Origin of the sequence: Amycolatopsis bullii (assembly GCF_014654205.1) — a bacterium.
Taxonomy (GTDB): domain Bacteria; phylum Actinomycetota; class Actinomycetes; order Mycobacteriales; family Pseudonocardiaceae; genus Amycolatopsis; species Amycolatopsis plumensis.
This window is the reverse complement of record NZ_BNAW01000070.1, coordinates 1-25368: the sequence shown is the minus strand read 5'-3', so window position 1 is coordinate 25368 and position 25368 is coordinate 1. Positions and strand designations below refer to the sequence as shown.

Here is a 25368-nt window from a genome sequence, read left to right as displayed (position 1 = left end):
GGATGGGTGCCGGGCGTTCGGATCGGTGACGACGGAGGCGAACGCTCAGGGTGTGGTGGTGCGCGGCCAGAGCGATTCGAGCACGTCCGCTGCCCGGACCGAGCCGCCTGCTTCCCGGATTTCGGTGCGCATGCGCGCGACGTTCCGGCCGATCGCGGGATCGGCGGTGACCGCTTCGACCGCCGACCGGATCGTCGCGCCGGTCGCCTCTTCGGGGTTGAGCGTCTTCCCGAGCCCCAGCTTCTGGAGGTGGCGGGCGAAGGTCACCGCGTCCGGTTGCTGCGGCACCATCACCACCGGCACGCCGTGGCGCAGCGCGTCGAGGACCGTGCCCGCACCGGCCGAGCAGACCACCGCGCGCATGCGCGGGAACACTTCGTCGTGGTCCACCCAGTCGTGCGTCTCGACGCCCGCGGGCAGCCGTTCGACGTCGGCCGCACCGAGGTGCCCCGCCGTGGCGAGGACGACCTGCCAGCCGCTGCCCGCGAAGGCGTCCGCGCAGCCGCGGAAGAACTGCGGGTTCGCGGTCGCCGACGTGCCGAGCGAGACGAGCACCGTGCGGTCCCGGTCCGGCGCCGGGCGCAGCGCGCCGGTGTCCGGTCCCGGTTCGGGGCCGACGAACGCGAAGGTGTCGTCGAACCGGTCGGCGTAGGGCTGGAGGGCCTTGGGGATGAACACGAGGTTCGCCGAAACCGCGGAGCCGCGCTGGGCGTACTCGAACCCGGCTTCGTCGAGCCCGTACGGCACCAGCGACGTGAACAGGTCCTCGGCGGCCCGCTCGATGATCGCCGTTTCCGGCAGCAGCGGGTTCTCCGGAGCCGGCTCACCGCCGTCGAGCGAGACTTCGTCGTTGCCGCCGAACCCCGCGAACGTCCGCACGACGGGACAGCCGGCGTCGCGGGCGATCAGGGCACTCGTCGCGGTGCTCAGCGCGTCCTCGAGCACCAGGTCCGGGAGCTGGTGCCCCAGGTGCTTGCGTGCGGCGGGCAGGGCGGCCAGCCCTTCGCGCAGGAAGTCGACGAGCAGCCCGGACAGTTCTTCCGGGGTGTGCACCGGCTCCACCGCGTCGGGGAAGGACGACGGGTACGGAACGACGTCCGCGCCCGAGGCCGCCACGGCGTCGACGTAGGACTCGGCGGCGAAGTAGGTGACCCGGTGTCCTCGGCGCAGCAGTTCGCGCACGACCGGCAGGGTCGGCCGGATGTGCCCGAACCGGGGGAAGTTGAAGACCGCGACATGACGGGCGCGCCCGGGTTCGCCGCGGCGAAGCAGGCTCGGCGCGTGCGGGAACTCGGAAGCGGGAGGTGTGGACACGCGACCACCATGCCGCCCGCCGGGGTCACGGCCAACCGACGGTGCCGAGGAATGAGAGATTCCCTAGTGGGTCGCGCGCGGCGCCGGACGATCTCCCGATTCCGCCTAGTCTTGCCTGTCAGAACTCGGGGAGTGGCCGAGTTTTCCCGTGAGGAGAGTGCATGTCCCGCCACCGCGAACCGAGTTCGCCACACCCTGGTGCCGTCTTCGAGCACACCGGCCGTTCCGAGGGGGCTGCGATGGACGACCGCGCCGCCTCGCCGTTGCGCTTGGGACTGCTCGGGTGTTCCCCGATCGCCCGCCGCCGCATGCTGCCCGCCATCGGCCTGCTGGACACGGTTCGCCTGAGCGGGGTCGCCGCGCGCGAGATCGAGCGCGCGAAGGACGTCGCCGCGGAGCTCGGCACCGTGGCGAGCGGCTACGACGAAATCCTCGGCCGCGACGACGTCGACGCGGTCTACATTTCCCTGCCCAACGGGTTGCATTACGAATGGGCGGGAAACGCGTTGCGCGCCGGCAAACACGTGCTGTGCGAGAAGCCGCTGGCGACCACACGGGAAAACGCCGTCGAGCTGACCGAACTGGCGGCGAGCCGGGGCCTGGTGCTGCGGGAGAACTTCAGCTTCGAACACCACAGCCAGCACACGGAGGTGCGGCAGCTGCTCGCCGAAGGGCGGTTCGGCACCCCGAGGACGTTCACGGGCTCGTTCTGCATCCCGCCGCTCCCGCCGGACGACACCCGCTACAACGCGGCACTGGGTGGCGGCGCGTTGCTCGACATCGGCGTGTACCCGTTGCGCGCCGCCCAGCTGCTGCTCGGCCCGGACCTGACCGTGACCGGCGCGACCCTGCGCGTCGACGAGCGGCTCGCGGTCGACCTGGCCGGCCAGGTGCAGCTGGTGTCCGCCGACGGCGTGTTCGCGCAGCTCGAGTTCGGCATCCAGCACAGCTACGGTTCGCGGTATTCGCTGTGGGGAAGCGCGGCGTCGGTCTCGCTCGACCGCGCGTTCACGCCACCCCCGAGCCGGCAGCCGGTGTTGCGCATCACCGAGCAGGACCACGCGGAGGAGATCGTGCTGCCGCCGTCGGACCAGTTCCGCAATTCCGTCGAGGCCTTCGTCGCGGCCACCGGGCCGGTGGTGGACGCCGCCGCCGAGCGTCCGTGGCTCGACCGGGCCGTGACGACCGCCCGCCTCATCGACGAGATCCGCAAGAAGGCCGTGCGCGTCGGCACGCGTGACGAAGGGGACGGTTGATGGAGATCATCGGAAAGGGCTTCATCGCCGGGCGCGCGAGCGAGTACTTCGGCGCACAGCACCCGCACGCCACCCTCATCGCGGCGGGAGTGTCCAGTGTGTACTTGACCGACGCGGCCGCGTTCGAGCGCGAGGCCAAGCTGGTCTACGAAGTGATCCGCCACTGCAAGGCCGAAGGCCGCACGGCGGTCTTCCTCAGCACGGCGGCGGCGGGGATGTACGGCGCGGAGGACTCGCCGGGCACCGAGGAGGGCCCGGTGTTCCCGGAAACCCATTACGGGAGGCACAAGCTGGCCCTGGAGGCGGTCTTCGCGGCCTCCGGCGTGCGCTGGCTCGGGTTGCGCCTCACGCACATCGTCGGCCAGAGGCAGGTGGCCCACCAGCTCCTGCCGTCCCTGACCAGGCAGGTGCTCACCGGCAAGGTCACGGTGTACAGCGGCGCCTCACGGGACCTGCTCGACATCGACCACCTGATGAGGGCGGTCGACCTGTTGCTGACCCGCGACGTCTGCGACGAGATCGTCAATATCGCCTCCGGCCAGCCGGAGGACATCGAGCGCATCGTCAACGGCCTCGAGCAGCGCCTGGGAACCCGCGCCGAGCGGACGCTGGTGCACGGCAAGCCGGCCAAGCGGTCCATCGCCAGCATCGCCAAGCTGCGCAAACTGGCCCCGGAGATCGACGACTTCGGCTTCGGTCCCGGGTATCTGGCGGCGCTGTTGGACCGCTACGTCGACGACCTCGCGGCGCACGCCTGCAAGGAGCTCGCCCGCTCGGGCCGGTGAACGCGGGCCTCTCCCGCGTCTCCGCCGGTAGGATCGCGCTCGCGGCGGTGATCGGTCTCAGGGTTTGCTGTGTTCCTTACCCTTGTCTGGACCTTTGTCCTTGCCTTTGACCGGTCCGCCCGGCCCGTCGGCGGGGTGGCCGGTGCCGGGCCCGGCCGCCGGGCGAGGCGCGGCCGCGAGGTGCGGTGCGTCCCGGGCGGTGCTGTGCGGTGCGCCTGCCATGACGGTCGAGGCGGGCGCCCGCGCGGGCAGCGATGTCGGGGGCGTGGGGCTGGTGGAGAGCGCCGATCCCGCGTCGGGCAGGCGGCCTGATTCGGGGACCGCGGCATCCGGCCGGGTGAGCAGCACGGCGAGAGCAAAGGTGGCGGCGATCGCGCAGCCTCCCACCACGGCCGGCTTGGGGCGGCGCCGCCGGGGGCCGGCGTCCACGACCGGCACGGCGGTGGCTTGCTGCAGCAGCTGCCGGACCTCCTCGGCGGTGGGGCGCTGCCCGGGTTCGCGCGCGGTCATCCGCTCGAGGGCGTGGGCCAGCGAGGCGGGCAGTCCGTCGGGCACGCGGGGCGAGCGGCTCAGCCGCGCGACGGCCGATTCCGCGAGCGTGCCGGGATACTCCCGTTCGCCGGTCAGGCACTCCAGCAGGATCAGGCCGAGGGCGTAGACGTCGGCGGCCGGGCCGGCGTGGTCGCCGACGACCTGCTCGGGTGCCAGGTAGGCGGCGGTGCCGGTGACCAGGCCGGTGCCGGTGACGTGCGTGGCGTCCAGCTCGTGGGCGATGCCGAAGTCGGTGATCAGCGGGCCGCCGGCGCCGAGCAGGACGTTGGCCGGCTTGAGGTCGCGGTGCACGACGCGGCGGGCGTGGACGTGGGCCAGCGCCTCGGCCAGCTGCACGGCCAGCTCGTGCACCTGCTCGCCCGGGAGCGGCCCGGCCAGTAGCCGCTGGGCGAGGTTTTCCCCGTCGACGAGCTGCATCACCAGGTAGGGGCGGCCGCCGTCGGTGCCGTTGTCGAACAGGGCCACGACACCGGGGTGGTCGATGCTGGCCTGGATGGTCTTCTCCCGCACCCGCCGCAGCTGCTCGACGGGCATCGCGCCCCGCTCGTAGACCTTGATCGCGACGTCCCGGCGCAGGCGGTGGTCGAAGGCCTGGTAGACCCGCGCCGTGGCGCCGCTGCCGATCAGGCCGGCCACTTCGTAGCGCCCGGCGATCGACGGCGGCGGTTCGTCGCCGGCAAAGTCGAGCACGAAGATCAGCCTCCGCAGACATCACGTGAATACGCCGGCAGGCACCGGCGCGATACAGGTCAACGGCTGCTGGGCTGAACCGTTCGAGGCGCGCCTGACCCTGGCGTTGCGCCTTCTTCTGTGCTCCTGGGTCGCTGCAGAACCCATACCCGTCGCCCGGGCGAGTGAAACCTCGGCCCGCTGTGTCCCCGCTATTCAGCCGCCGGGCGCAGTTCCAGGGTGCAGCACTTGGGGCCGCCGCCGGAGGCCCGGAACTCGGAGAGGTCGACGGGGATCGGCTCATAGCCCCGGTCGCGCAGGTGGTCGGCGAAGCGGGTGCTGTCGGAAGGGACGACGACGTGGTGGCCGTCGGAGATCGCGTTGAGACCGAAGTGGCCGGCGTCCTCGGCGGTGGCGAGCAGGGCGTCCGGGTACAGGCGCTCGAGCAGGCGCCTGCTGCCCGCCGAGAACGCGCCGGGGTAGTAGGCGATGGTGTCGGCGTCGAGCGGCAGCAGGGCGGTGTCCAGGTGGTAGAAGCACTCGTCGGCCAACCGCAGGGAGATCACCGGGTAGCCGAGGAATTCCTGCGCCTCCAGGTGCGTGGCGTGGTCCGTGCGGAAGCCGGTGCCCGCCAGGACGTGCCGTCCGGTGAAGAGGAAGTCGCCCTCTCCCTCACCGATCCCCTCGGACATCGCGACGTCGTAGCGGGTCGACTCCAGCCACCGCTGGTGCGCCGCGGACTCGGGTTGCCTGGTGGCACTGCGGAACCGCGCCACGAACGCCCGGCCGCCGACCACGACGGCGCCGTTGGCGGTGAACACCATGTCCGGCAAGCCCGGCACCGGATCCAGCAAGCTCACCCGGTGCCCGAGGCGCTCGTAGACCTCCACCAGCGTGTGCCACTGCGACAGCGCGCGCTCCCGGTCGACCACGTGGTCCGGCCGCATCCAGGGATTGCTCTTCTCGGTCACGTCGAAGTGGACCGGCGCGCACATCAGGTAGTGCCGGCTCATGCGTCGGGTACCAACGCGAGAACGCGGGCGGGGAACGCGGTGGCGCTGCGGGCCTTGCCGACGCCGACGACCACCGTGGCTCCGAGCGGCGGGACTTCGGACAGCCCCGCCAGCATCTCCACCTGGTAGCGGTCGTGCTCGAAGATCCGCGCCTCCGCCGGGTGTTGCCGGGCGGCGACCTCCTCGGCGTTCGAGCCGTCGGCGTCGGAGGTGACCCGGTGGCCCGGGTCGGTGTCGATCGTCTCGTGGCCGAAGGCCGTGGCGTCTCGGTGCCCCACCAAGAAATCGATCGCGGCCACGGTCCACCCCGGTGACCGCACCCGGCCATCGGGCTCCCGGCCGCGCATCGCGTCCTGGCTCGGCCATCGGTGCGACCAGTCCGACCGGAAAGCCACGAAGGCATTTCCCGGCACCCGGCCGTACCGCTGCTCCCAGTCCAGGATGTGCGGAACGTCCAGGCAGGTACCGGGATCACGGGCCACTTCGGCGGACAGGTCGATGACCACCAACGGCAGAACCAGTTCGTCCGGCCGCAACTGGTCCACGGTGCGCCCGCCCGCCCGCATGTGCGCGGGGGCGTCCACATGGGTCGCCCAGGCACCCGGCAGGCTGTGCCGCTGCAGGTCGAACCCATCCCGCCGAAGGCTGAGCGCCGGCTCACGACGCTCCCCGGCGAACTCCTCGGAGCCCGCGATACCGGGGCCGAACGCGTGCGTCAGGTCGACGATCCGTGACGTCTCCGGCCCCATTGACACGCTGTTCAGGATGAGTTGGCGGACATTCCGCGTCCACGGTGTCTCACGAGGTCAACCGGTTGGTGTGAGAGGCGGGCCCGATTCCGTTACCGCCTGGCCAGCGCCTTTGCTCCGAACGTGCCACCCGGAACTCGTTTGCAGTCAGGACTGCGGAAGGGGACGCCATCGGTAGACGCGAATCGGCCCCTACCGCGTTCTCGCGAGCAGGGGCCGTGATCGAACAGGGTGCCCTCGGCAGGATTCGAACCTGCGACACCTGCCTCCGGAGGGCAGTGCTCTATCCCCTGAGCTACGAGGGCCCATCGCTGGGCGACTCCGAAAGCTTAGCGCATGCCCCACCGCCCCCTTACCGCAGGTGGCCGCACCAGCAATCGCCCTGGTCAGCGCGGTGAAGTTGATCGGTTCGGGCGGACGTCGCTAGCGTGGGAGGCCCACCTGAAGGAGCCGTGATGGCCGAGCCGTTCCAGGTACCTCTCGACGAAGGCGACATCGCCGATCTGCGGGAGCGGCTGCGGGGTACGCGGTGGCCCGAAGCCGAGACCGTCGACGACTGGTCGCAGGGTGTTCCGCTCGCCTACGTGCGCGAGCTCTGCCGGGACTGGGCTGAAGAATACGACTTCGGGTTCGCCAGCCGGCTGAACGCCTTCCCGCAGTTCCGGGCCACCGTCGACGGGGTGGGGCTGCACTTCCTGCACGTCCGGTCGCCGGTGGCCGAGGCGCTGCCGCTCGTTCTCACGCACGGGTGGCCCGGGTCCGTGCTCGAATTCCTCGACGTCCTCGGGCCGCTCACCGATCCCGCGAAGCACGGCGGTGATCCCGCCGATGCTTTCCACGTCGTCGCGCCGTCGCTGCCCGGGTTCGGGTGGAGCGACAAGCCCGCACTGAAGATCGGGCGGGTCGCCGAGCTGTGGGACGCGCTGATGACGTCGCTCGGCTACCACCGCTACGGCGCCCAGGGCGGCGACTGGGGTGCCGCCGTCACGAACGCCTTGGCGCGGTCCGGGCACGTGGCCGGCGTGCACGTCAACTTCGCGCCCGTGCGGATGGACACCGCCGACCCGACGCCGGGGGAGAGGCAGGCGCTGGAGGACCTCCAGGAGTTCCGGCGCAGCGGCAGCGGCTACTCCGCCCAGCAGGGCACCCGCCCGCAGACGCTCGGCTACGGCCTCACCGACTCGCCCGCCGGCCAGGCCGCCTGGATCGTCGAGAAGTTCTGGGCCTGGACCGACCACCAGGGCCGCCCGGAGGACGCCGTCGACCGGCAGCGGATCCTGGACGCGATCTCCGTCTACTGGTTCACCGCGACCGCGGCTTCCTCCGCCCGGATGTACTGGGAGAACAACGACCGCGATCTGTCCAGTGTGGATGTTCCGGCCGGGGTTTCGGTGTTCCCCAAGGAGATCGTGCGGCCGTCGCGGCGGCAGGCCGAGCAGCGCTACACCGACCTGCGCTGGTTCGAGGAGCTGCCCGCCGGTGGGCACTTCGCCGCGCTGGAGCAGCCCGAGCTGTTCGTCGAGCAGGTGCGCGGGTTCTTCCGGCTCGTGCGCTGAGCCGACGCCTGAGCGTGACGAGTCCGCCTGGCGGGAAACCCCGCCTGGTGGATTGGGGTGACACCGCCGGGCGGGGTAGCTTGCCGGTGAGTGATCTTAGGCTCCCCTCTGTTGCACATATGCGCATCCGACTATATGTTTGAGCCGACGGTGAACCGGGAACGGAGGCGGAATGGGTCAGGGACACGGCCACGGGCACGCGATCGCGCCGGCGAGCGCGTCGGGCCGCCACGTGCGGGCGCTGGCCATCGCCCTGGGCATCGGCGCCGGCTTCATGGTGCTCGAGTTCGCCGTCAGCCTGGCGACCGGCTCACTGGCCCTGATGTCGGACGCGGCGCACATGTTCACCGACGTTCTCGGCGTCGGCATGGCGCTGGCCGCGATCATCCTGGCGCGGCGCAGCGGCCCGACGGTCGGCCGCACGTTCGGGCTCTACCGCGCGGAGGTCCTGGCGGCGCTCGCCAACGCGCTCCTGCTGTTCGGCGTCGCGGGGTACGTCCTCATCGAGGCCATCGGCCGCATCGGCGACCCGCCGGCGGTCCCCGGTCTCCCGGTCCTCCTGGCCGCGGCGGCCGGCCTGGTGGCCAACCTGGTGTCGTTCGCGGTCCTGCGCGCGGGCGCGAAGGAAAGCCTCAACGTCCGCGGCGCGTACCTCGAGGTCCTGGCCGACCTGATCGGCTCGGTCGGCGTCCTGGTCAGCGGCGCGGTGACGCTGCTGACGGGCTGGCGCTACGCCGACCCGATCATCGGTGTCGCGATCGGGCTGTGGGTGCTGCCCCGCACGTGGACGCTGGCCCGCCGGGCCCTGCGCATCCTGTTCCAGCACGCGCCCCAGGGGGTCGACGTCGGCGCGATCAACGCGGAGCTGTCCGCGCTGCCGGGCGTGGCGGACGTGCACGACCTGCACGTGTGGACGCTGACCTCCGGCATGGAGGTGGCTTCGGCGCACCTGACGCTGGCGCCGCCGGCACAGCAGTCGGACGTGCTGACGGAGGCGCAGAACCTGCTGTCTTCGCGGTACGCGATCGAGCACGCGACGCTGCAGGTCGAGGCGCCGCAGTGCGCGCGCCGCTGCCAGGAACTCAGCTGGTAGCTACGCCGGCAGCGGCTGCGCGCCCCGGCCCGCGAGCATCAGCTTGATCTGGTCCATCTCCGCACCCTGCGAGGTCAGGATGCTGGTCACCAGGGCCTTCAACGCCGGCAGCGCCGAATGCGCCGCCGCGTACTGGGCCATCGACGTCCCGCCTTCGTGGTGACGCAGCATCAGCTGCAGGAAGAAGACGTCGAACTCGCGGCCCGACAGCGAACGCAGCTTCTTGAGGTCCGCGTCCGTCGCCATGCCCGGCATCAGCGGACCCCCGGCCGGGTTGACCGACGACGGCGCCATCGCCATCCCGTCATGGCCCGTCATCGGTTCCGTCATCCACTGCATCGGGGCGCCGATCGGCTGCTCGGGCCGGTCCCACAGCATGAGCCAGCCCTTCATGCGGCCGACCTGCTCGAGCTGCGTGCGCTCGATGTCGAACGACAGCTGCTTGATCTCCGGGTCGGTGGTGCGGTCGCGGGCGATGCCCGCCATCGTCACCGCCTGGAGGTGGTGCGTCGACATGTCCTGGGCGAAGCCGACCTCGACCGAGCCGGCGGCCGGGGTGGCCGCCGCCGGATCGTCGACGGCGCGGGTGAGGAACATCCCCGCCGTCGCGCCGATCAGCAGGACCGCCAGCAGCGTCCCGCCGATGATCACCCAGCGCGACCAGGTCGGCTGTTCGGTGACCTCATCGGTGCCGAGGTCGGCTTCGGACATCACTTGGTCGGCGTGGGGGAGGCGGGGGCGGAGGCCGGAGCGGACGCCGGGGCGGAGGACGCCGGCATGCCGTTCTCACCCTGCGCGGCGGTGCTGCCCTTGTAGTCCATCGGCTTCGCGTCGGGGCCCGGCTTCGACGGGTCGAACGGCGGCGGGTTGTCCGGGTCGAACTGGCCCGGCACCGCGTCGCAGGACGCGCCGACCTCGGGGTACACGCCGTTCGGGTTGCTCCGCAGGGCCGCGATGAACTCGTCGATGCGCGGGTCGCCGGCGTCGTCCAGCTTCAGCTGGTGGCCCCACGACTGCAGCGAGATCGGCTTGTCCAGGCCCGGGTACGGCGACATCATCGTGTACGGCTTGCCCTTGGCGCGGACGCTCAGCAGGTTCAGCGCGTCGCCCGTGATCTGCTGCGGGTTGTAGGCGATCCAGACGGCGCCGTGCTCCAGCGCGTGCACCATGTTCTCGGTGCGGACGGCGGTGGGGTACACGGTGCCGGTGCAGGTGGCCCACGTCTGGTCGTGCGGGCCGCCGAACGGCGGGGTCTTGTCGTAGTTGACGCGCTCGGTCGGGAGGACGTGGACGCTGCCGGTGTAGGTCGCGGTCACCACGCCGGGGATGCGCTTCGAGGGGTCGGGGTCCTGCGCGCTCGGCGCGAAGGACGCGGCGGCCGCCTCGCGGTCTTCCTGCTCACGCTTCGGCGCGGACTGCACCATGTAGTAGACGATCACCGAGGCCGCCAGCGCCACGATGGCGACGACGGCGATGATCGTGCCCCACGGCGTGCCCTTCTTGCTCACCACGGAACCGCGGGCCGCCTTCACCGCCGACCCCTTTTTCCGAGTTGTCCCGTTCGCCATGGCTCCCGCGTTCTCCCTCTGGTGGCTGCGGACGGATTCCCGCCCGGGCCAGTGTAGAGACAGCCCGTCTGATCACCGTTAACACCTCACATGGATGCCCATCGTGACGTGTCCGAGACCGATGCAAGCGCCGGACCAGGGCACACCTAGAATTCGGCAAGTGACTCCCGCCGCTCTCGCCGACCTGGTCCGCAGCTCCGCCGTGCAGGTGCTCGCCGCACGCGGCATCGACGACGCCGTGCTGCCGGAGCAGGTGACCATCGAACGCCCGCGCAACCCCGAACACGGCGATTACGCGACGAACCTCGCCCTCCAGGTGGCCAAGAAGGCCGGCCTCAAGCCGCGCGAGTTCGCCGAGGCGCTCGCCGAAGCGGTCTCGGCGGACGACGGCGTCGCCTCGGCCGAGGTCGCCGGCCCCGGCTTCCTCAACTTCCGGCTCGCCGCGGCCGCCCAGGGCGACATCGTGCGCCAGGTGCTCGACGCCGGCGCCGCGTACGGCCGCGGTGACGCGCTGGCCGGCACCCGGATCAACCTCGAGTTCGTCTCGGCGAACCCGACCGGCCCGATCCACCTCGGCGGCACCCGCTGGGCCGCGGTCGGCGACGCGCTGGGCCGCGTGCTGGCCGCGCAGGGCGCCGACGTCACCCGCGAGTACTACTTCAACGACGCCGGCGCCCAGATCGACCGGTTCGTCCGGTCGCTGATCGCCGCCGCGAAGGGCGAGCCCGCGCCGGAGGACGGCTACGCGGGCGGCTACATCAACGACATCGCCGCCGAGGTCATCAAGGCCGAGCCGAGTGCGCTTTCGCTGCCCGAAGAGCAGCGCCACGAGACGTTCCGCCGGATCGGCATCGAGCTGATGTTCTCGGAGATCAAGCAGAGCCTGCACGAGTTCGGCACCGACTTCGACGTCTACTTCCACGAGGACTCGCTGCACAAGTCCGGCGCGGTCGACGCGGCCGTCCAGGAGCTCAAGGAATCCGGGAACCTCTACTTCGAAGACGGCGCCTGGTGGCTGAAGTCGAAGGAGTACGGCGACGACAAGGACCGCGTGGTCATCAAGCAGGACGGCAACCCGGCCTACATCGCCGGCGACCTGGCCTACTTCAAGGACAAGCGCAACCGCGGCTTCGACCTGTGCATCTACATGCTCGGCGCGGACCACCACGGCTACATCGCGCGCCTGAAGGCCGCGGCCGCCGCGTTCGGCGACGACCCGGGCACGGTCGAGGTGCTGATCGGCCAGATGGTCAACCTGGTCAGCGAGGGCAAGCCGGTCCGGATGTCCAAGCGCGCCGGCACCGTGATCACCATGGAGGACCTGGTCGAGGCCGTCGGCGTCGACCCGGCCCGCTACGAGCTGATCCGGTACTCGGTGGACTCCACTTTGGACGTCGACCTGGACCTGCTGCGCAAGCACTCCAACGACAACCCGGTCTACTACGTCCAGTACGCACACGCGCGCCTGTGCACGATGCTGCGTGGGGCCGCGGACCTCGGACTCAAGTCCACTGAGGACGTTGACCTCGGCCAGCTGACCCTGCCGGTCGAGGGTGACCTGATCCGCACGATCGGGGAGTTCCCGGAGACCGTGCGCCGCGCCGCCGAAATGCGGGAGCCGCACCGGATCGCCCGCTACCTCGAGGACCTCGCGGGCGCACTCCACAAGTTCTACGCGGTCCGCGAGGCCCGCGTGCTGCCCAAGGGCGACGAGGCGGCCACCCCCGCCAACTACGCCCGAGTGGCCCTCTGCGAGGCGGCGCGCGTGGTGCTCGCCAACGGTCTCGCGCTGGTCGGTGTCTCCGCTCCGGAACGGATGTAAGAAATGGCGCACCCCGCGGGCCCCAGGCACGCCGACGTCTACCCCCACGCCGACACCTCCGGGCTGCAGCCGTCCGGGGTCGAGGAGCTCGACAAGCTGCCCGCGAAGGTGTGGCCGCGCAACACCTTCCGCGCCGCCGACGGCGTCGTCCGGATCGCCGGCGTCGACGTCCGCGAGCTCGCCGAGCAGCACGGCACGCCGCTGTTCGTCGTCGACGAGGCCGACTTCAAGTCCCGCTGCGCGGACTACGCCGAGGCCTTCGACGACCCGTCGCTCGTGCACTACGCGTCCAAGGCGTTCCTCTCCATCGAGGTCGCCCGCTGGGTGGCCGAGCAGGGCCTGAGCCTGGACGTCTGCAGCGGCGGCGAGCTCGCCGTGGCGCAGCGCGCGGACTTCCCGCCCGAGCGGATCACCTTCCACGGCAACAACAAGTCGTCCGCCGAGCTGGAAGCCGCGGTCGTCGCCGGGGTCGGCACGGTCGTGCTCGACTCCTACTTCGAGATCGCCCGGCTGGCCGACATCGCCGCCCGCCACGACGTCGTGCAGCCGGTGCTGATCCGGGTCACCGTCGGCGTCGAGGCGCACACGCACGAGTTCATCGCGACCGCCCACGAAGACCAGAAGTTCGGGTTCTCCCTCGCGAGCGGTGACGCCGCGGAGGCGGTCCGCCGGGTGCTCAACGCGCGTTCGCTCAAGCTCGTCGGCCTGCACAGCCACATCGGCTCGCAAATCTTCGACGCCGACGGCTTCGAGGTCGCCGCCCGCCGCGTCGTCGGGCTGCTCGCCGACCTGGCCAAGGAGCACGGCCCCGAGCTGCTGGACCAGCTGAGCCTGGTCGACCTCGGCGGCGGCTTCGGCATCGCCTACACCGAGAAGGACAACCCGCCGCCGCCCGCGCAGATGATCACGCAGATCCGCGAGATCGTCCGCAAGGAGTGCGCGTACGCGGGCCTGCCGGTGCCGCGCATCGCCGGCGAACCGGGCCGCGCGATCGCCGGGCCCGGCACGATCACGCTGTACGAGGTCGGCACCATCAAGGACGTCTCGCTCGGCGACGAGTCGGCGCGGCGGTACGTCAGCGTCGACGGCGGGATGAGCGACAACATCCGCACCGCGCTCTACGACGCGGTGTACGACGTCCGGGTCGTTTCCCGGTCCGCGGGCGACAACGAGCAGCCGGTGCAGGCCGTGTTGTCCCGGGTCGTGGGAAAACACTGTGAGTCCGGCGACATCGTCGTACGAGACTGCTGGCTGCCCGACACGCTGGCTCCCGGCGACCTGCTGGCGGTCGCGGCGACCGGCGCGTACTGCTACTCGATGGCGAGCACGTACAACCGGATGCCCCGCCCGGCCGTGGTCGCCGTGCGCAACGGCAGCTCGCGGCTGCTGCTGCGGCGGGAGACGACCGACGACATGCTCCGCCTGGAGGTCTGAACACAGTGGCTGCCCCTGAGGAACGCCCGGCCATCCGCGTCGCCCTGCTCGGCTGCGGCACCGTCGGCAGCGAGGTCGCCCGGCTGCTCACCGAGCAGGCCGCGGAGCTGGCCGCGCGGGCGGGCGCGCCGGTCGAGCTGGCCGGCATCGCCGTCCGCCGCCCGGACAAGCACCCCGAGCTGCCGCCGGAGCTGCTGACCGCCGACGCCGAGAAGCTCGTGACCAGCGACGACGTCGACGTCGTCGTCGAGCTGGTCGGCGGCATTGAGCCGGTGCGCGGCTGGCTGCTCGCCGCGCTGAAGGCCGGGAAGTCCGTCGTCACCGCGAACAAGGCGCTGCTGGCCGAGCACTCCGCCGACCTGTTCGAGGCGGCCGACGCCGCGGGCGCCGACCTCTACTTCGAAGCCGCGGTCGCCGGAGCCATCCCGCTGCTGCGCCCGCTGCGCGAGTCACTGGCCGGTGACCGGATCACCCGCGTGATGGGCATCGTCAACGGCACCACGAACTACATCCTCTCGGCGATGGACTCGACCGGCGCCGGCTACGCCGAGACGCTCGACGAGGCCAGCCGGCTCGGGTACGCCGAGGCCGACCCGACCGCCGACGTCGACGGCTACGACGCCGCGTCGAAGGCGGCGATCCTCGCCTCCCTCGCCTTTCACACCCGCGTGACGGCGTCGGACGTGCACCGCGAGGGCATCGCCGACGTCACCGCCGCCGACCTCGCCGCGGCCAGGGGGCTCGGCCGCACGGTGAAGCTGCTGGCCATCTGCGAGCGGGTCACCGACGACGACGGCGTCGAGTCGGTGTCCGCCCGCGTGCACCCGGTGATGATCCCGCGCAGCCACCAGCTGGCCGGCGTCGGTGGCGCGTTCAACGCCGTCTACGTCGAGGCCGACGCCGCGGGTGAGCTGATGTTCTACGGCCAGGGCGCGGGCGGCGCGCCCACGGCGAGCGCGGTGCTCGGCGACCTGGTCGCGGTGGCCCGCAACCGGGTCGTCGCCGGCCGCGGCCCGCGCGAATCCGCGCACGCGGCCCTGCCGGTGCGGCCGATGGGCCAGACCCCGACCCGGTACCACGTCAGCCTTTCCGTGGCCGACCGCGCCGGCGTGCTGGCCCAGGTGGCGCAGGCGTTCGCCGACCACGGCGTCAGCATCGCGGCGGTGCGGCAGAGCGACGTCGGGGACCGCGCGAGCCTGGTCGTGGTGACGCACCAGGCCCCGGACGCGGCCCTGAGGTCCACTGTGGACGAGATTGGCCGGCTCGACGTCGTCCACGAAGTTGTCAGCGTCATGCGCGTGGAAGGCGAAGACCAGTGATCAGGCACCCTTGGCCCGGGCTCATCGAGGCGTACCGGGACCGCGTCCCGGTCCCGGACGGCGCCCGGGTCGTCACGCTGGGCGAGGGCAACACGCCGCTGCTGCCCGCCCACCACCTGTCCGAGCTGACCGGCTGCGAGGTCCACCTCAAGGTCGAGGGCGCCAACCCGACCGGCTCGTTCAAGGACCGCGGGATGACCGTGGCCATCACGCACGCGCTGGCCAGCGGCCTCAAGGCGGTGATCTGCGCGTCGACCGGCAACACCTCCGCCTCGGCCGCCGCCTACGCCGCCCGGGCCGGGCTCACCTGCGCCGTCCTGGTGCCCCAAGGCAAGATCGCCATGGGCAAGCTCGCCCAGGCCGTCCTGCACGGCGCCCGGATCCTGCAGGTCGACGGCAACTTCGACGACTGCCTCGAGCTGGCCCGCAAGACCGCGGCCGACTACCCGGTCACGCTGGTCAACTCGGTCAACCCGGTGCGCATCGCCGGCCAGAAGACCGCGGCCTTCGAGATCTGCGACGTGCTCGGGACGGCGCCGGACATCCACTGCCTGCCGGTCGGCAACGCCGGCAACATCACCGCCTACTGGGCGGGGTATGCGGAGTACGCGGCCGACGGTGTGGTGAAGAACACGCCCCGGATGTTCGGCTTCCAGGCGGCCGGTGCGGCGCCGCTGGTGCACGGCGAGCCGGTGCGCGACCCGGACACGATCGCGACGGCGATCCGGATCGGCAGCCCGGCGTCGTGGACCGCCGCGGTCAAGGCCAAGGACGAGTCGGACGGGCTCTTCGAAGCCGTCACCGACGAGAAGATCCTCGAGGCCTACCGGCTGCTGGCCGGCCGCGAAGGCGTGTTCGTGGAGCCGGCGTCGGCCACCAGCGTGGCGGGCCTGCTGGCCACGGCCGCGGACGGACGGCTGCCTCGCGGTTCGCGCGTGGTCTGCACGGTCACCGGCCACGGCCTGAAGGACCCCCAGACGGCGCTGGCGGGCAACGTCGAGGTCGAGCCCCTCGCTGTGGACCCCTCGGCCGTCGCGGCGGCGCTGGACCTGCGGTGAGCGCCTTCCGGGTCACCGTCCCGGCGTCCACGGCGAACCTCGGGCCGGGCTTCGACGCCTTCGGCATGGCCCTGAGCCTCTACGACGTCGTCGAGGTGCGCGTCACCGACACCGGGCTCAAGGTCGAGGTCATCGACGCCGGTGCGGGCGGGGTCGAGGACGTCCCCACCGACGAGACCCACCTGGTCGTGCGGGCGATCCGCGCGACCTGCGAGCACCTCGGCGTCGAGCTCCCCGGCCTGCACCTGCGCTGCTTCAACACGATCCCGCACGCGCGCGGCCTCGGCTCGTCCGCGGCCGCGGTGGTGTCCGGCGTGGCCGCCGGGTACGCCCTCGCCGGCCGGGAAATCGACAGTTCCGACGCCCTGCAGCTGGCCGCCGGGTTCGAAGGCCACGCCGACAACGCCGCCGCGAGCTTGCTCGGCGGGCTGGTCCTGGCCTGGTGCGACGGCGGGGAGTTCCACGCCGAACGGCTCACCCCGCACCCCTCGATCCGGCCGGTCGTGGCCGTGCCGTCGGTGCGCTCGGCCACCGCGACCACGCGTGGCCTGCTGCCGGCAGCCGTGCCGCACGCCGACGCCGCGCACAACGCCGGCCGGGCCGCGCTCGCCGTCCACGCGCTGACGGCGAAGCCGGAACTGCTGCTCACGGCCACCGAGGACCGCCTGCACCAGCCCTACCGCGCCCCCGCGTACCCGGCGAGCACGGAGCTGGTGGCGACGCTCCGTGCACAGGGCGTGGCCGCCGCCATCTCCGGCGCCGGTCCCACGGTCCTCGCCCTGACCACCGGGGGAATACTTCCCCCCGAGGCCGGCGTTACTGATTTCGACGTCCTCGAGCTGCCCGTGGATCTCACGGGCGTGCAGGTTGCAGCTCAGTAAAGGCTGGGTCACGTGGCCGACGAGGCAGCCGCCACGCGGGGGGTGGTTGTTGCACCCGGCAGCGGCGCGGTCTACCCTCGGGGGCGTTCGATCACCGTGCGTTTCCGCACCCGATGCCGGTCCCGGGGAATCCCCGGATCCGCATCCGTCGTCGATCCGCCGAATCCGCACCGCCTGGCAAGCGGGGTAACGCGGAACGACTTGGGCGGGTTTCCGGTTTCGGCGGTGCCGAATTCCGTGTCCTCCGTTTGGAGGACGCAAACCCCTGTGGTGGAGGCGCTCCAGCTGTGTTCCGCACGGCCGAAGAGCTCATCTCGCGTATCGGGGGGCAACTACGCCGGTTCGCGATCAGAAGCGAGCGGCAGTCCGCTGATCCACCTGGAGGCGTGGATCGGTCAGGAAGGACATGTGTGAGCAACACCGATCTTTTGAGCGACGTGAGCGGCACGGCCGAGACGAACGGCACCGCCCCCGCTCCCAAGCGGACGGTCGGCGGGCTGACCGGTAAGACCGTCGCCGAACTGCGTTCGCTGGCTGGGGAGCTCGGCGTCGGCGAGACGACGGGCATGCGCAAGGGCGACCTGATCGCCGCGATCCGGGAGCGCCAGGGCAAGTCGCGCAAGCCGCGTGCGGCGGCCGAGACGCTCCCGCTGGAGGGCGTCGGCGAGCCGCCGAAGGCCCCCAAGGCCGAGGCGCCCGCCGCTCCGGCTCCGGAGTCCAAGCCGGAGCCGAAGGCCGAGGCGCCCGCCTCCGCGCCGTCGGACGACCGGCCGCAGGCCGAGCGCCCGCAGCAGGACCGGCAGGACGGCTCCCAGGGCCAGGACGGCCAGCCCGAGGAGGGCGGCCGCAGCCGGCGTCGCCGCGGCTCCAACCGCGCCGCCGGGGCCCCCGACGGCCAGCAGGGCCAGGGCGACCGCCAGCAGGGCCAGCAGGGCGGTGACCGCCAGCAGGGCGATCGCCAGCAGGGCGACCGCAACCGCGACCAGCAGCGCCAGGGCGGTGGCAACCGCGGGGACAACCGGGGCGACAACCGCCAGGACGGCAACCGCGGCGACAACCGCCAGCGCAACAACCAGCAGGACGGCAACCGCGGTGGCCAGGACAACCGCGACAACCGCGCCCAGCAGGACGACGACGAGGAAGGCGGCCGTCGCGGCCGTCGCTTCCGCGACCGCCGTCGCCGGGGCAGCGGTGGCGGCCGGGGCGAAGGCGGTTCGCCGGACACCGAGATCCGCGAGGACGACGTCCTGCTGCCCGTCGCGGGCATCCTGGACGTGCTGGACAACTACGCGTTCGTCCGCACCTCCGGCTACCTCGCCGGCCCGAACGACGTGTACGTCTCGCTGTCGCTGGTCCGCAAGTACGGCCTGCGCCGCGGTGACGCCATCACCGGTGTCGTGCGCCAGCCGCGTGACGGCGAGCAGCAGCGGCAGAAGTTCAACCCGCTGGTGCGCGTCGACTCGATCAACGGCCTGGAGCCGGACGAGGCCAAGCGGCGTCCGGATTTCACCAAGCTGACCCCGCTGTACCCGAACGAGCGGCTGCGCCTCGAGACCGAGTCGCACAAGCTCACCACCCGCGTGATCGACCTGATCATGCCGGTCGGCAAGGGGCAGCGCGCCCTGATCGTGTCGCCGCCGAAGGCCGGCAAGACCACGATCATGCAGGACATCGCGAACGCGATCTCCACGAACAACCCCGAGTGCCACCTGATGGTCGTCCTGGTCGACGAGCGTCCGGAAGAGGTCACCGACATGCAGCGCTCGGTGAAGGGCGAGGTCATCGCCTCGACCTTCGACCGGCCGCCGTCCGACCACACCTCGGTCGCCGAGCTGTCGATCGAGCGGGCCAAGCGCCTGGTCGAGATGGGCCACGACGTCGTCGTGCTGCTCGACTCGATCACCCGCCTCGGCCGCGCGTACAACCTGGCGGCCCCGGCGTCCGGCCGGATCCTGTCCGGTGGTGTCGACTCGACCGCGCTGTACCCGCCCAAGCGCTTCCTGGGTGCGGCCCGCAACATCGAGAACGGCGGCTCGCTGACCATCTTCGCCACGGCGATGGTCGAGACCGGCTCGACGATGGACACGGTCATCTTCGAGGAGTTCAAGGGCACGGGCAACGCCGAGCTCAAGCTCGACCGGAAGATCGCCGAGCGCCGGGTGTTCCCGGCGGTCGACGTCAACCCGTCCGGTACCCGCAAGGACGAGCTGCTGCTCTCGCCGGACGAGCTCGCGGTCACCGTGAAGCTCAGCCGGGTGCTGCACGCGCTCGACTCGCAGCAGGCCATCGACCTGCTGATCTCGCGGCTGCGCAAGACCAAGACCAACGTCGAGTTCCTCATGCAGGTCTCGAAGACCGCCCTCGGCGGCGGCGAAGACGACTGAGTCCTGGCTGCTGGAACGGGCCTTCCCGGGTGACCGGGGAGGCCCGTTCCGCGTCGGGAATAGCTGGTCAGCGGGGTGCGTTCCAGTAGACGTCTGCCCGTCTGGCAGAATCATCCGCTGAAGTCCGGCGCCGGTTCACCCCGTGGAACGACTGGGGACCCGGAGCCAACGAGAGAGGACACCATGAAGAGCGGTATTCACCCCGAGTACGTGGTCACCGAAGTGAACTGCGACTGCGGCAACAGCTTCACCACGCACAGCACCAAGACCAGCGGCAACATCCACGTCGAGATCTGCTCGAACTGCCACCCGTTCTACACGGGCAAGCAGAAGATCATGGACACCGGTGGCCGGGTCGCGCGCTTCGAGGCTCGCTACGGCAAGCGGCAGAAGAAGGACGCCGACGCCAAGTAGCTTTCTGCACGGCGCCCATCCGGTACTCCCGGGTGGGCGCCGTTCTTTATGTTGTTTCCCGGGCTGAGAGGTGGCAGAGGTGGATTCGAGCTCGCTCAAGGGGCTGCTCGCCGAACACGCGGAGCTGGAGCAGCAGCTGGCGGACCCGGCGGTGCACGCCGACCAGGCGCGCGCCCGCAAGCTCGGCCGCCGCTACGCCGAGCTGACGCCGGTCGTCCGCGCGGTCCACGAGCTCGACACGGCCCGTGACGACCTCGCGGCGGCGCGGGAAATGGCCTCGGAGGACGCGGAGTTCGCCGCCGAGGCCGAGGAGCTGGCCGCGCGCATCCCCGAGCTGGAGTCGAAGCTCACCGAGCTGCTGCTCCCGCGCGACCCGTACGACGGCTCCGACGTCGTGATGGAGATCAAGTCCGGCGAGGGCGGCGAGGAGTCGGCCCTGTTCGCCGGCGACCTGCTGCGGATGTACCTGCGCTACGCCGAGCGCCACGGCTGGAAGGCGGAGGTCCTCGACTCGGTGGACTCCGACCTGGGCGGCTTCAAGGACGTCACGCTTTCGATCAAGACGAAGTCGGCCGACGTCGACGGTGTCTGGTCCCGCCTGAAGTTCGAGGGCGGCGTCCACCGCGTCCAGCGCGTGCCGGCGACGGAGTCCCAGGGCCGCATCCACACGTCGGCGTCCGGCGTGCTCATCTACCCGGAGCCGGAGGAGGTCGAGGTCGAAATCGACCCGAACGACCTGCGCATCGACGTGTTCCGGTCCTCGGGCCCGGGCGGCCAGAGCGTCAACACGACCGACTCGGCGGTCCGGATCACCCACCTGCCGACCGGCATCGTGGTGTCCTGCCAGAACGAGAAGTCCCAGATCCAGAACCGGGCGCGCGCGTTGCAGGTGCTCCAGGCGCGGCTGCAGGCGATCGCGGAGGAAGAGGCGGCGGCGAAGGCGTCGGACGCCCGCAAGTCCCAGGTCCGCACGGTCGACCGCTCGGAGCGCATCCGGACGTACAACTTCCCGGAGAACCGCATCTCGGACCACCGCGTCAACTACAAGGCCTACAACCTCGACCAGGTCCTGGACGGCGACCTGGACGGCGTGCTGGACGCCCTGGCGACCGCGGACCGCGAAGAGCGCCTGGCGGCTCAGTCGGGCTGAGCCCCCGGCCGCCGGGGGACCAGCCAGCACAGGCACCAGCACCACGTGCCAGTCGCCACCGGCCTCGCCGCGCGCCACCGGCTCCTTGCGTCTGTCCCGATCAGGTCACCGTGTCAGTGGCTCGCGGTGCCGCCGGAAGTCCCACACCGTGTACCGGACCAGCAGGATTAGCGCGCCCAGCTCCAGCGCCGCGAGGATGCGGAAGTCGACCGGCTCGCCGCCCGCCTTCGCGAAGAAGATGTTCGGCAGGTAGCACATCAGCGAGCAGAACTCGACGATGATCGGCAGGTACCACAGCTGCCTCGGCAGGTAGAACGCCAGGACGAGCGTCAGGACGTCGGCGAGGTAGAAGTAGCGCTCGTGCATCGACGGCAGGACGAACGGCACGAGGATCGCCGAGATCGCCCCGATCACCAGGATCCGTGTGTCGGTCAGCTCGACCCGGCTGAGCACCACCAGCAGGCAGAGCGTGAAGATCAGCAACGCGGTCAGCAGGACCGCCGGGGTCTTCATCGCTTCCATGCCGTGCTCGCCGCGGAAGAACTGCCAGATGTTGGGCGCGCTGAGCGTCAGCTGCGGGTAGATGCTCGTCTGGTTGAGGTAGACCGTCAGCAGTTTCCCCGGGGACGCCCCGGCCAGCAGCGCGGGGACGTCCAGGGCCAGGTAGACGACCGGGATCGCCACCAGGGCCCGCCACGGCACGCGGCCGAGCAGCACCATCACGAGCAGCAGCGGGAAGAGGAAGATCGCCTGCAGCTTGAACGCGAGCGCGAGGCCGAAGAAGACGCAAGCCCACCAGGGCCGCTTCCGCAGCAGGAAGTAGACGGCGCCGACGGAGAACGCGGTGTAGATCGCGTCGCCCTGGGCCCACATGGCGCTGTTGATCACCACGGTCGGCAGCATGAACACGGTGAACGCCGCCGCGGCCGCGATCCAGCGCGACGGGTGCTTCAGCGCCACGATGCGGTACACGAAGAACGCCGTCACCACGTCGAACAGGACCGAGAAGGCCTTGATCCCGGCGAGCGGCGAGGGCACCGGCAGGTGCGGCAGCAGCACCATGAAGTACCGGTAGGGCGCGTTCAGGTCGGAGAACTCGTACTTGAGCGCGCCGATCCCGCCCTGGTCGACGACGAAGTCGTACCACCGCCGGTAGAACGCGGTGTAGTCCGCGGTCTCGTACCGGAACAGGGCCAGCCGGACCCCGAACGCGAGCAGGACCAGCAGCGCGGCGAGCACGATCACGGAGATCCGGCGGGTCCGCTCGGACGGCCCGGCAGCGGCCGGCCGGTCGGCGACCCGGGGGATCTCGACGGTCCGTTCGGCCGCCGAAGGTCCGTGCTCGGTTCCCTCCCGCAGCGAACCGGACAAGTTCATTTCCCCGCCCCCTTCGGCTGTGCTCAGCCGGACCAGAACCCCGTTATGAAGCGGAGGTAGATCATTCCGCAGACCAGGGCGTTCGCGTACAGGACCACGTGCACCACGCCGCGCAGCTTCGGGCGGCGCTCGCCGAACAGGACCAGCGCCACGTACATCACCAGGCACGGCAGCAGGTAGCGGTGCACCGAGACGACGTTGCTGTTCATCGTCAGCATCACGATGGACGCGAACCCGAACAGTGCCAGCGGGACGCCCTTTGCCCGCAGGGCCACCAGGACGTACACCGAGGACGCGAACAGCAGCGCCAGGCCGATCATCGGCAGCACGTGGCTCATCAGCGTCCACGCGTCCATCTTGGTGTCGCCGAGGAGCGCGTGACCGGTGAGCTTGGCTTCGAACCAGAGCGTTTCGAGGATGTTCGGGTTGAACCGGTGGTACGACCACTCCCGCACGCCCTTGAGCGCGTTGAAGCTGGCGAAGAAGTCCCCGGTCTGGATCTTCATGGCGACCATCACGCCGGCCAGGCCGGCGAACGCCAGCGGGAACCACAGCAGGTGCCACGACAGCAGCCCGCGCAGTTTCCAGTCCTTCGAGCGCCAGAACTCCAGGAAGCACAGGCCGACGAACACCGCCGCGGTGATCCGGGACGCCGTCAGCGGGATGAGCGTCAGCCCCATCCAGAGCCATTGGCGGCGCAGCGCGAACAGGTAGGCCCAGAAGCCCAGCGCGCAGAACACCGCCTCGCTGTAGAACGAGTGCAGGAAGAACGCGGCGGGCGCGGTGAGGAAGGCCGCGACGACCAGCCACGGGGCCCGCTCGCCGTCAAAGAAGTGCCGCCCGATCTTCAGCAGCGCGACCGCGGCCAGCCAGGTGGCCACCAGGTTGACCAGGAACCCGGCGGCGAGCAGGCCGAGCGTGCCGAAGCTGACCGTCTGCACCAGCCAGACCAGCATCGGAAACACCGGGTAGAACGCCCGCGTCGGGGCGTAGCTGCCGGTGTAGGCGTGCATGGCGATCTCGCCGTAGTTGCCGGCGTCCCAGCGGTAGGTGTGCGCCAGCAGGCTCATCGTCGAGCCGATGCCGGTCTTCGGGATGCCTTCGTCGACCGGGCTGGACGGGGCGAACAGGTAGGCCAGCGCGATCAGCACCACGTTCCAGGCCAGCACCACGGCGAACACGCGGGCGTAGTCGCCGTTCAGCCAGGCCCGGCGGCCGGCGCGGGCCTCCTCCGTGCGTTCCGGCTCGACCTGATCGGTGACCCGGGACGGCGCGGCGGTGCTAGTCATGCGTGGCCTCGGCGACCGGCGGTTCGGCCGTCACGGGCCGCGGCCGGAACACGACCTTGTTGTAGAGCACGTAGTTCCAGACCAGGCCGACCGCGATCCCGGCGAACTTCGGGATCAGCACGTTCACGCCGGGGAACGCCGCGGTGACGGCGAAGATGATCGCCGCCTGCACGACCCACAGCCCGAACGCGGTGACGGCGAAGAACAGCAGCGCCTGGCGGCGGACGTCGCCGTCCTTGGCGCGGAAGGTGAAGTTCCGGTTCAGCGTGAAGCTGAGCAGCATGCCCGTGGTCGTGGAGATGAAGTTCGCCACGAACAGCGGGACGCCCAGCGTGACCAGCAGCGCGTAGCCGAGGGCGTCGACGAGGGTGTTCGCCACGCCGACGATCCCGAAGCGCAGCTGGGTCGCCGAGATCAGCTTCACCGGGCGCTGCTTCCCGCTTCGGCGCCCTCGCGGGCCTCGGCCGGCGTTCCGGGGCCGGTGCGCACCGACGCGACGCCGTAGAGCGGCCGGTTCTGCACCTGCGAGTAGGTGCGGCCGATGTAGCTGCCGAGCACGCCGAGCATGATGATCTGGATCCCGCCGAGGAAGAACATCGCGATCCCGAGGAACGCCCAGCCAGGCACCGCGGTCTCCGGCGCGAACAGCTTGACGCCGCCGACGTAGACGATCCCGACGAAGCTCAGGAACGAGATCAGGTAGCCCATGCGCGTGATCATCTTCAGCGGCGTCACCGAGAAGCCGAGGATGCCGTCGGCGGCGAAGCGCAGCATCTTGCGCAGCGGGTAGCCCGTGACGCCGGCGTGCCGCTTGTCGCGGTCGAACAGCACCGCCGTCTGCTTGAAGCCGATGTAGCTGACCAGCCCGCGCAGGAAGCGGTCGCGCTCGCGGTACTTGCGCAGCTCGTCGACCACCTTGCGGTCGACCAGCCGGAAGTCGCCGGTGTTCTTCGGGATGTCCACCGCGGCCATCTTCCGCAGGAACCAGTAGAACCCGCCGGCGGTGATCTTCTTGAACGCCGAGTCCTGGCGCGAGCGGCGCTGCGCGTAGACGACGTCGAAGCCCTCTTCCCACTTCTCGATCAGCTCGAGCGCCACCCGCGGCGGGTCCTGCATGTCGCTGTCCATGATGACGACGGCGTCCGCGTCGACCAGGTCAAGCCCGGCGGTGACGGCCATCTGGTGGCCGAAGTTGCGGGACAGCTCGACCACGGTGACCCGCTCGTCGCGAGCGCTGAGCTCGGTGAGCTTGGCCAGCGAACCGTCCCGGCTGCCGTCGTCGACGTACAGGAAGCTGAAGTCGTACTTCCCGGCGAGGGGGGCGGTCACCTCGTCGACCGTCCGGTGCAGCAGGTCGATGTTCTCTTCCTCGTTGTAGATCGGGAAGATGAACGCCACGCGGCGGGTGATCGGCTCTGTGGGCACTGCGGGGCTCCCCGGAGTTTCGTGTCGAAAGGTGCGGGCGGCGCCGTCGAGCAGGCGAATCCCCCGTCCTGGTGCCCTGCATCCTAGAAGACCCGGCCGGGCGCCATCCCGGGACCCGGGTCAGTCCACCGCCGCGGCCAGCTCGGCCAGCCGGCGTTCGGTGCCTTCGTGGCCGCCGAAATGGACGGCCACCGCGTCGGCGCCCGCCGCCCGGAAGGCGCGCACGTCGGCGGCGGTCGTCCGGGCGTCGTCCCGCCACT

22 protein-coding genes and 1 tRNA gene are annotated in these 25368 nt (G+C 71.0%); 12 read left to right on the top strand and 11 right to left on the bottom strand.

Translation table 11 applies throughout. From position 1 onward, the window contains the following. Positions 1 to 45: 45 nt before the first annotated feature. A complete protein-coding gene (locus tag IE317_RS41390; RefSeq protein WP_191316817.1) occupies positions 46 to 1314 on the bottom strand; it encodes a macrolide family glycosyltransferase in 1269 nt (422 codons plus the stop codon). 239 nt (positions 1315 to 1553) lie between these two features. Between IE317_RS41390 and IE317_RS41385 the strand changes: the two genes are divergently transcribed. Together IE317_RS41385 and IE317_RS41380 are read left to right on the top strand one after the other, a co-directional pair. Continuing rightward, positions 1554 to 2570, top strand: coding sequence for a Gfo/Idh/MocA family protein (locus IE317_RS41385; RefSeq protein WP_191316816.1), 1017 nt, complete (start codon positions 1554 to 1556; stop codon positions 2568 to 2570). Then, positions 2570 to 3355, top strand: a complete 786-nt coding sequence (locus IE317_RS41380) for an NAD-dependent epimerase/dehydratase family protein (protein WP_191316815.1) — start codon at positions 2570 to 2572, stop codon at positions 3353 to 3355. Before IE317_RS41385 ends, IE317_RS41380 begins: the two co-directional genes overlap by 1 nt. Positions 3356 to 3412: 57 nt before the next feature. Here IE317_RS41380 and IE317_RS41375 read toward each other — a convergent pair whose 3' ends face one another. The 4 genes from IE317_RS41375 to IE317_RS41360 form a co-directional block, all read right to left on the bottom strand. Next, positions 3413 to 4597, bottom strand: coding sequence for a serine/threonine-protein kinase (locus IE317_RS41375; protein WP_191316814.1), 1185 nt, complete (start codon positions 4595 to 4597; stop codon positions 3413 to 3415). Between the two features lie 191 nt (positions 4598 to 4788). Further along, a complete protein-coding gene (gene ddaH, locus IE317_RS41370; RefSeq protein ID WP_229903192.1) occupies positions 4789 to 5589 on the bottom strand; it encodes a dimethylargininase in 801 nt (266 codons plus the stop codon). After that, positions 5586 to 6338 carry a cyclase family protein gene (locus IE317_RS41365; protein ID WP_191316826.1) on the bottom strand — a complete coding sequence of 251 codons (753 nt, stop codon included), beginning with the start codon at positions 6336 to 6338 and terminating at the stop codon, positions 5586 to 5588. The genes ddaH and IE317_RS41365 overlap by 4 nt, the downstream gene beginning before the upstream one ends. Positions 6339 to 6570: 232 nt before the next feature. Beyond that, positions 6571 to 6643, bottom strand: a tRNA-Arg gene (locus tag IE317_RS41360). Between the two features lie 150 nt (positions 6644 to 6793). Between IE317_RS41360 and IE317_RS41355 the strand changes: the two genes are divergently transcribed. Then, positions 6794 to 7894, top strand: a complete 1101-nt coding sequence (locus IE317_RS41355) for an epoxide hydrolase family protein (protein WP_191316813.1) — start codon at positions 6794 to 6796, stop codon at positions 7892 to 7894. 172 nt (positions 7895 to 8066) lie between these two features. Further along, on the top strand, positions 8067 to 8987 hold the full coding sequence (locus tag IE317_RS41350; protein ID WP_191316812.1) for a cation diffusion facilitator family transporter: 921 nt from the start codon (positions 8067 to 8069) through the stop codon (positions 8985 to 8987). Here IE317_RS41350 and IE317_RS41345 read toward each other — a convergent pair whose 3' ends face one another. Continuing rightward, positions 8988 to 9698: a DUF305 domain-containing protein gene (locus IE317_RS41345; RefSeq protein WP_229903191.1), complete on the bottom strand. Its 711-nt coding sequence runs from the start codon at positions 9696 to 9698 to the stop codon at positions 8988 to 8990. After that, a complete protein-coding gene (locus IE317_RS41340) occupies positions 9698 to 10519 on the bottom strand; it encodes a DUF3105 domain-containing protein (RefSeq protein ID WP_191316810.1) in 822 nt (273 codons plus the stop codon). Before IE317_RS41340 ends, IE317_RS41345 begins: the two co-directional genes overlap by 1 nt. A 196-nt stretch (positions 10520 to 10715) precedes the next feature. Between IE317_RS41340 and argS the strand changes: the two genes are divergently transcribed. The 8 genes from argS to prfA all read left to right on the top strand — a co-directional run bounded on the left by argS (position 10716) and on the right by prfA (position 21017). Further along, on the top strand, positions 10716 to 12377 hold the full coding sequence (argS, locus tag IE317_RS41335; RefSeq protein WP_191316809.1) for an arginine--tRNA ligase: 1662 nt from the start codon (positions 10716 to 10718) through the stop codon (positions 12375 to 12377). Between the two features lie 3 nt (positions 12378 to 12380). Then, positions 12381 to 13811, top strand: a complete 1431-nt coding sequence (gene lysA, locus IE317_RS41330; protein ID WP_191316808.1) for a diaminopimelate decarboxylase — start codon at positions 12381 to 12383, stop codon at positions 13809 to 13811. 5 nt (positions 13812 to 13816) lie between these two features. Further along, complete coding sequence (locus IE317_RS41325) at positions 13817 to 15130, top strand: homoserine dehydrogenase (protein WP_191316807.1); 1314 nt, start codon at positions 13817 to 13819, stop codon at positions 15128 to 15130. Then, positions 15127 to 16188 carry a threonine synthase gene (thrC, locus tag IE317_RS41320; protein ID WP_191316806.1) on the top strand — a complete coding sequence of 354 codons (1062 nt, stop codon included), beginning with the start codon at positions 15127 to 15129 and terminating at the stop codon, positions 16186 to 16188. The genes IE317_RS41325 and thrC overlap by 4 nt, the downstream gene beginning before the upstream one ends. Then, positions 16185 to 17069, top strand: a complete 885-nt coding sequence (thrB, locus tag IE317_RS41315; protein ID WP_191316805.1) for a homoserine kinase — start codon at positions 16185 to 16187, stop codon at positions 17067 to 17069. The genes thrC and thrB overlap by 4 nt, the downstream gene beginning before the upstream one ends. A gap of 410 nt (positions 17070 to 17479) precedes the next feature. Then, the gene (gene rho, locus IE317_RS41310) at positions 17480 to 19453 is read left to right on the top strand and encodes a transcription termination factor Rho (protein WP_191316804.1); all 1974 of its coding nucleotides are present in this window, start codon (positions 17480 to 17482) and stop codon (positions 19451 to 19453) included. A gap of 183 nt (positions 19454 to 19636) precedes the next feature. Then, on the top strand, positions 19637 to 19867 hold the full coding sequence (gene rpmE, locus IE317_RS41305; RefSeq protein ID WP_191316803.1) for a 50S ribosomal protein L31: 231 nt from the start codon (positions 19637 to 19639) through the stop codon (positions 19865 to 19867). 79 nt (positions 19868 to 19946) lie between these two features. Next, positions 19947 to 21017 (top strand): peptide chain release factor 1, encoded by a 1071-nt coding sequence (gene prfA, locus IE317_RS41300; protein WP_191316802.1) that lies wholly within the window; start codon positions 19947 to 19949, stop codon positions 21015 to 21017. A gap of 105 nt (positions 21018 to 21122) precedes the next feature. On the opposite strand, the gene IE317_RS41295 is transcribed toward prfA, so the two are convergent. Genes IE317_RS41295 through IE317_RS41280 form a run of 4 tightly spaced genes read right to left on the bottom strand, consistent with a single transcriptional unit; the run spans position 21123 to position 25108 of the window. Further along, positions 21123 to 22394 carry a hypothetical protein gene (locus IE317_RS41295; protein ID WP_191316801.1) on the bottom strand — a complete coding sequence of 424 codons (1272 nt, stop codon included), beginning with the start codon at positions 22392 to 22394 and terminating at the stop codon, positions 21123 to 21125. A gap of 23 nt (positions 22395 to 22417) precedes the next feature. Further along, the gene (locus IE317_RS41290; RefSeq protein ID WP_191316800.1) at positions 22418 to 23683 is read right to left on the bottom strand and encodes a mannosyltransferase family protein; all 1266 of its coding nucleotides are present in this window, start codon (positions 23681 to 23683) and stop codon (positions 22418 to 22420) included. Then, positions 23676 to 24107, bottom strand: coding sequence for a GtrA family protein (locus IE317_RS41285; RefSeq protein WP_191316799.1), 432 nt, complete (start codon positions 24105 to 24107; stop codon positions 23676 to 23678). Before IE317_RS41285 ends, IE317_RS41290 begins: the two co-directional genes overlap by 8 nt. Beyond that, complete coding sequence (locus IE317_RS41280) at positions 24104 to 25108, bottom strand: glycosyltransferase family 2 protein (protein ID WP_191316798.1); 1005 nt, start codon at positions 25106 to 25108, stop codon at positions 24104 to 24106. The genes IE317_RS41285 and IE317_RS41280 overlap by 4 nt, the downstream gene beginning before the upstream one ends. Between the last annotated feature and the right edge of the window lie 260 nt (positions 25109 to 25368).

What these genes read in the sequence shown, in the direction of transcription:
- IE317_RS41385 (WP_191316816.1), top strand. Translation starts at nt 1,554, where the DNA reads ATGGACGACCGCGCCGCCTCGCCGTTGCGCTTGGGACTGCTCGGGTGT.
- IE317_RS41380 (WP_191316815.1), top strand. Translation starts at nt 2,570, where the DNA reads ATGGAGATCATCGGAAAGGGCTTCATCGCCGGGCGCGCGAGCGAGTAC.
- ddaH (WP_229903192.1), bottom strand. Translation starts at nt 5,589, where the DNA reads ATGAGCCGGCACTACCTGATGTGCGCGCCGGTCCACTTCGACGTGACC.
- IE317_RS41365 (WP_191316826.1), bottom strand. Translation starts at nt 6,338, where the DNA reads ATGGGGCCGGAGACGTCACGGATCGTCGACCTGACGCACGCGTTCGGC.
- IE317_RS41355 (WP_191316813.1), top strand. Translation starts at nt 6,794, where the DNA reads ATGGCCGAGCCGTTCCAGGTACCTCTCGACGAAGGCGACATCGCCGAT.
- IE317_RS41350 (WP_191316812.1), top strand. Translation starts at nt 8,067, where the DNA reads ATGGGTCAGGGACACGGCCACGGGCACGCGATCGCGCCGGCGAGCGCG.
- IE317_RS41345 (WP_229903191.1), bottom strand. Translation starts at nt 9,698, where the DNA reads ATGTCCGAAGCCGACCTCGGCACCGATGAGGTCACCGAACAGCCGACC.
- lysA (WP_191316808.1), top strand. Translation starts at nt 12,381, where the DNA reads ATGGCGCACCCCGCGGGCCCCAGGCACGCCGACGTCTACCCCCACGCC.
- rpmE (WP_191316803.1), top strand. Translation starts at nt 19,637, where the DNA reads ATGAAGAGCGGTATTCACCCCGAGTACGTGGTCACCGAAGTGAACTGC.
- IE317_RS41295 (WP_191316801.1), bottom strand. Translation starts at nt 22,394, where the DNA reads ATGAACTTGTCCGGTTCGCTGCGGGAGGGAACCGAGCACGGACCTTCG.
- IE317_RS41290 (WP_191316800.1), bottom strand. Translation starts at nt 23,683, where the DNA reads ATGACTAGCACCGCCGCGCCGTCCCGGGTCACCGATCAGGTCGAGCCG.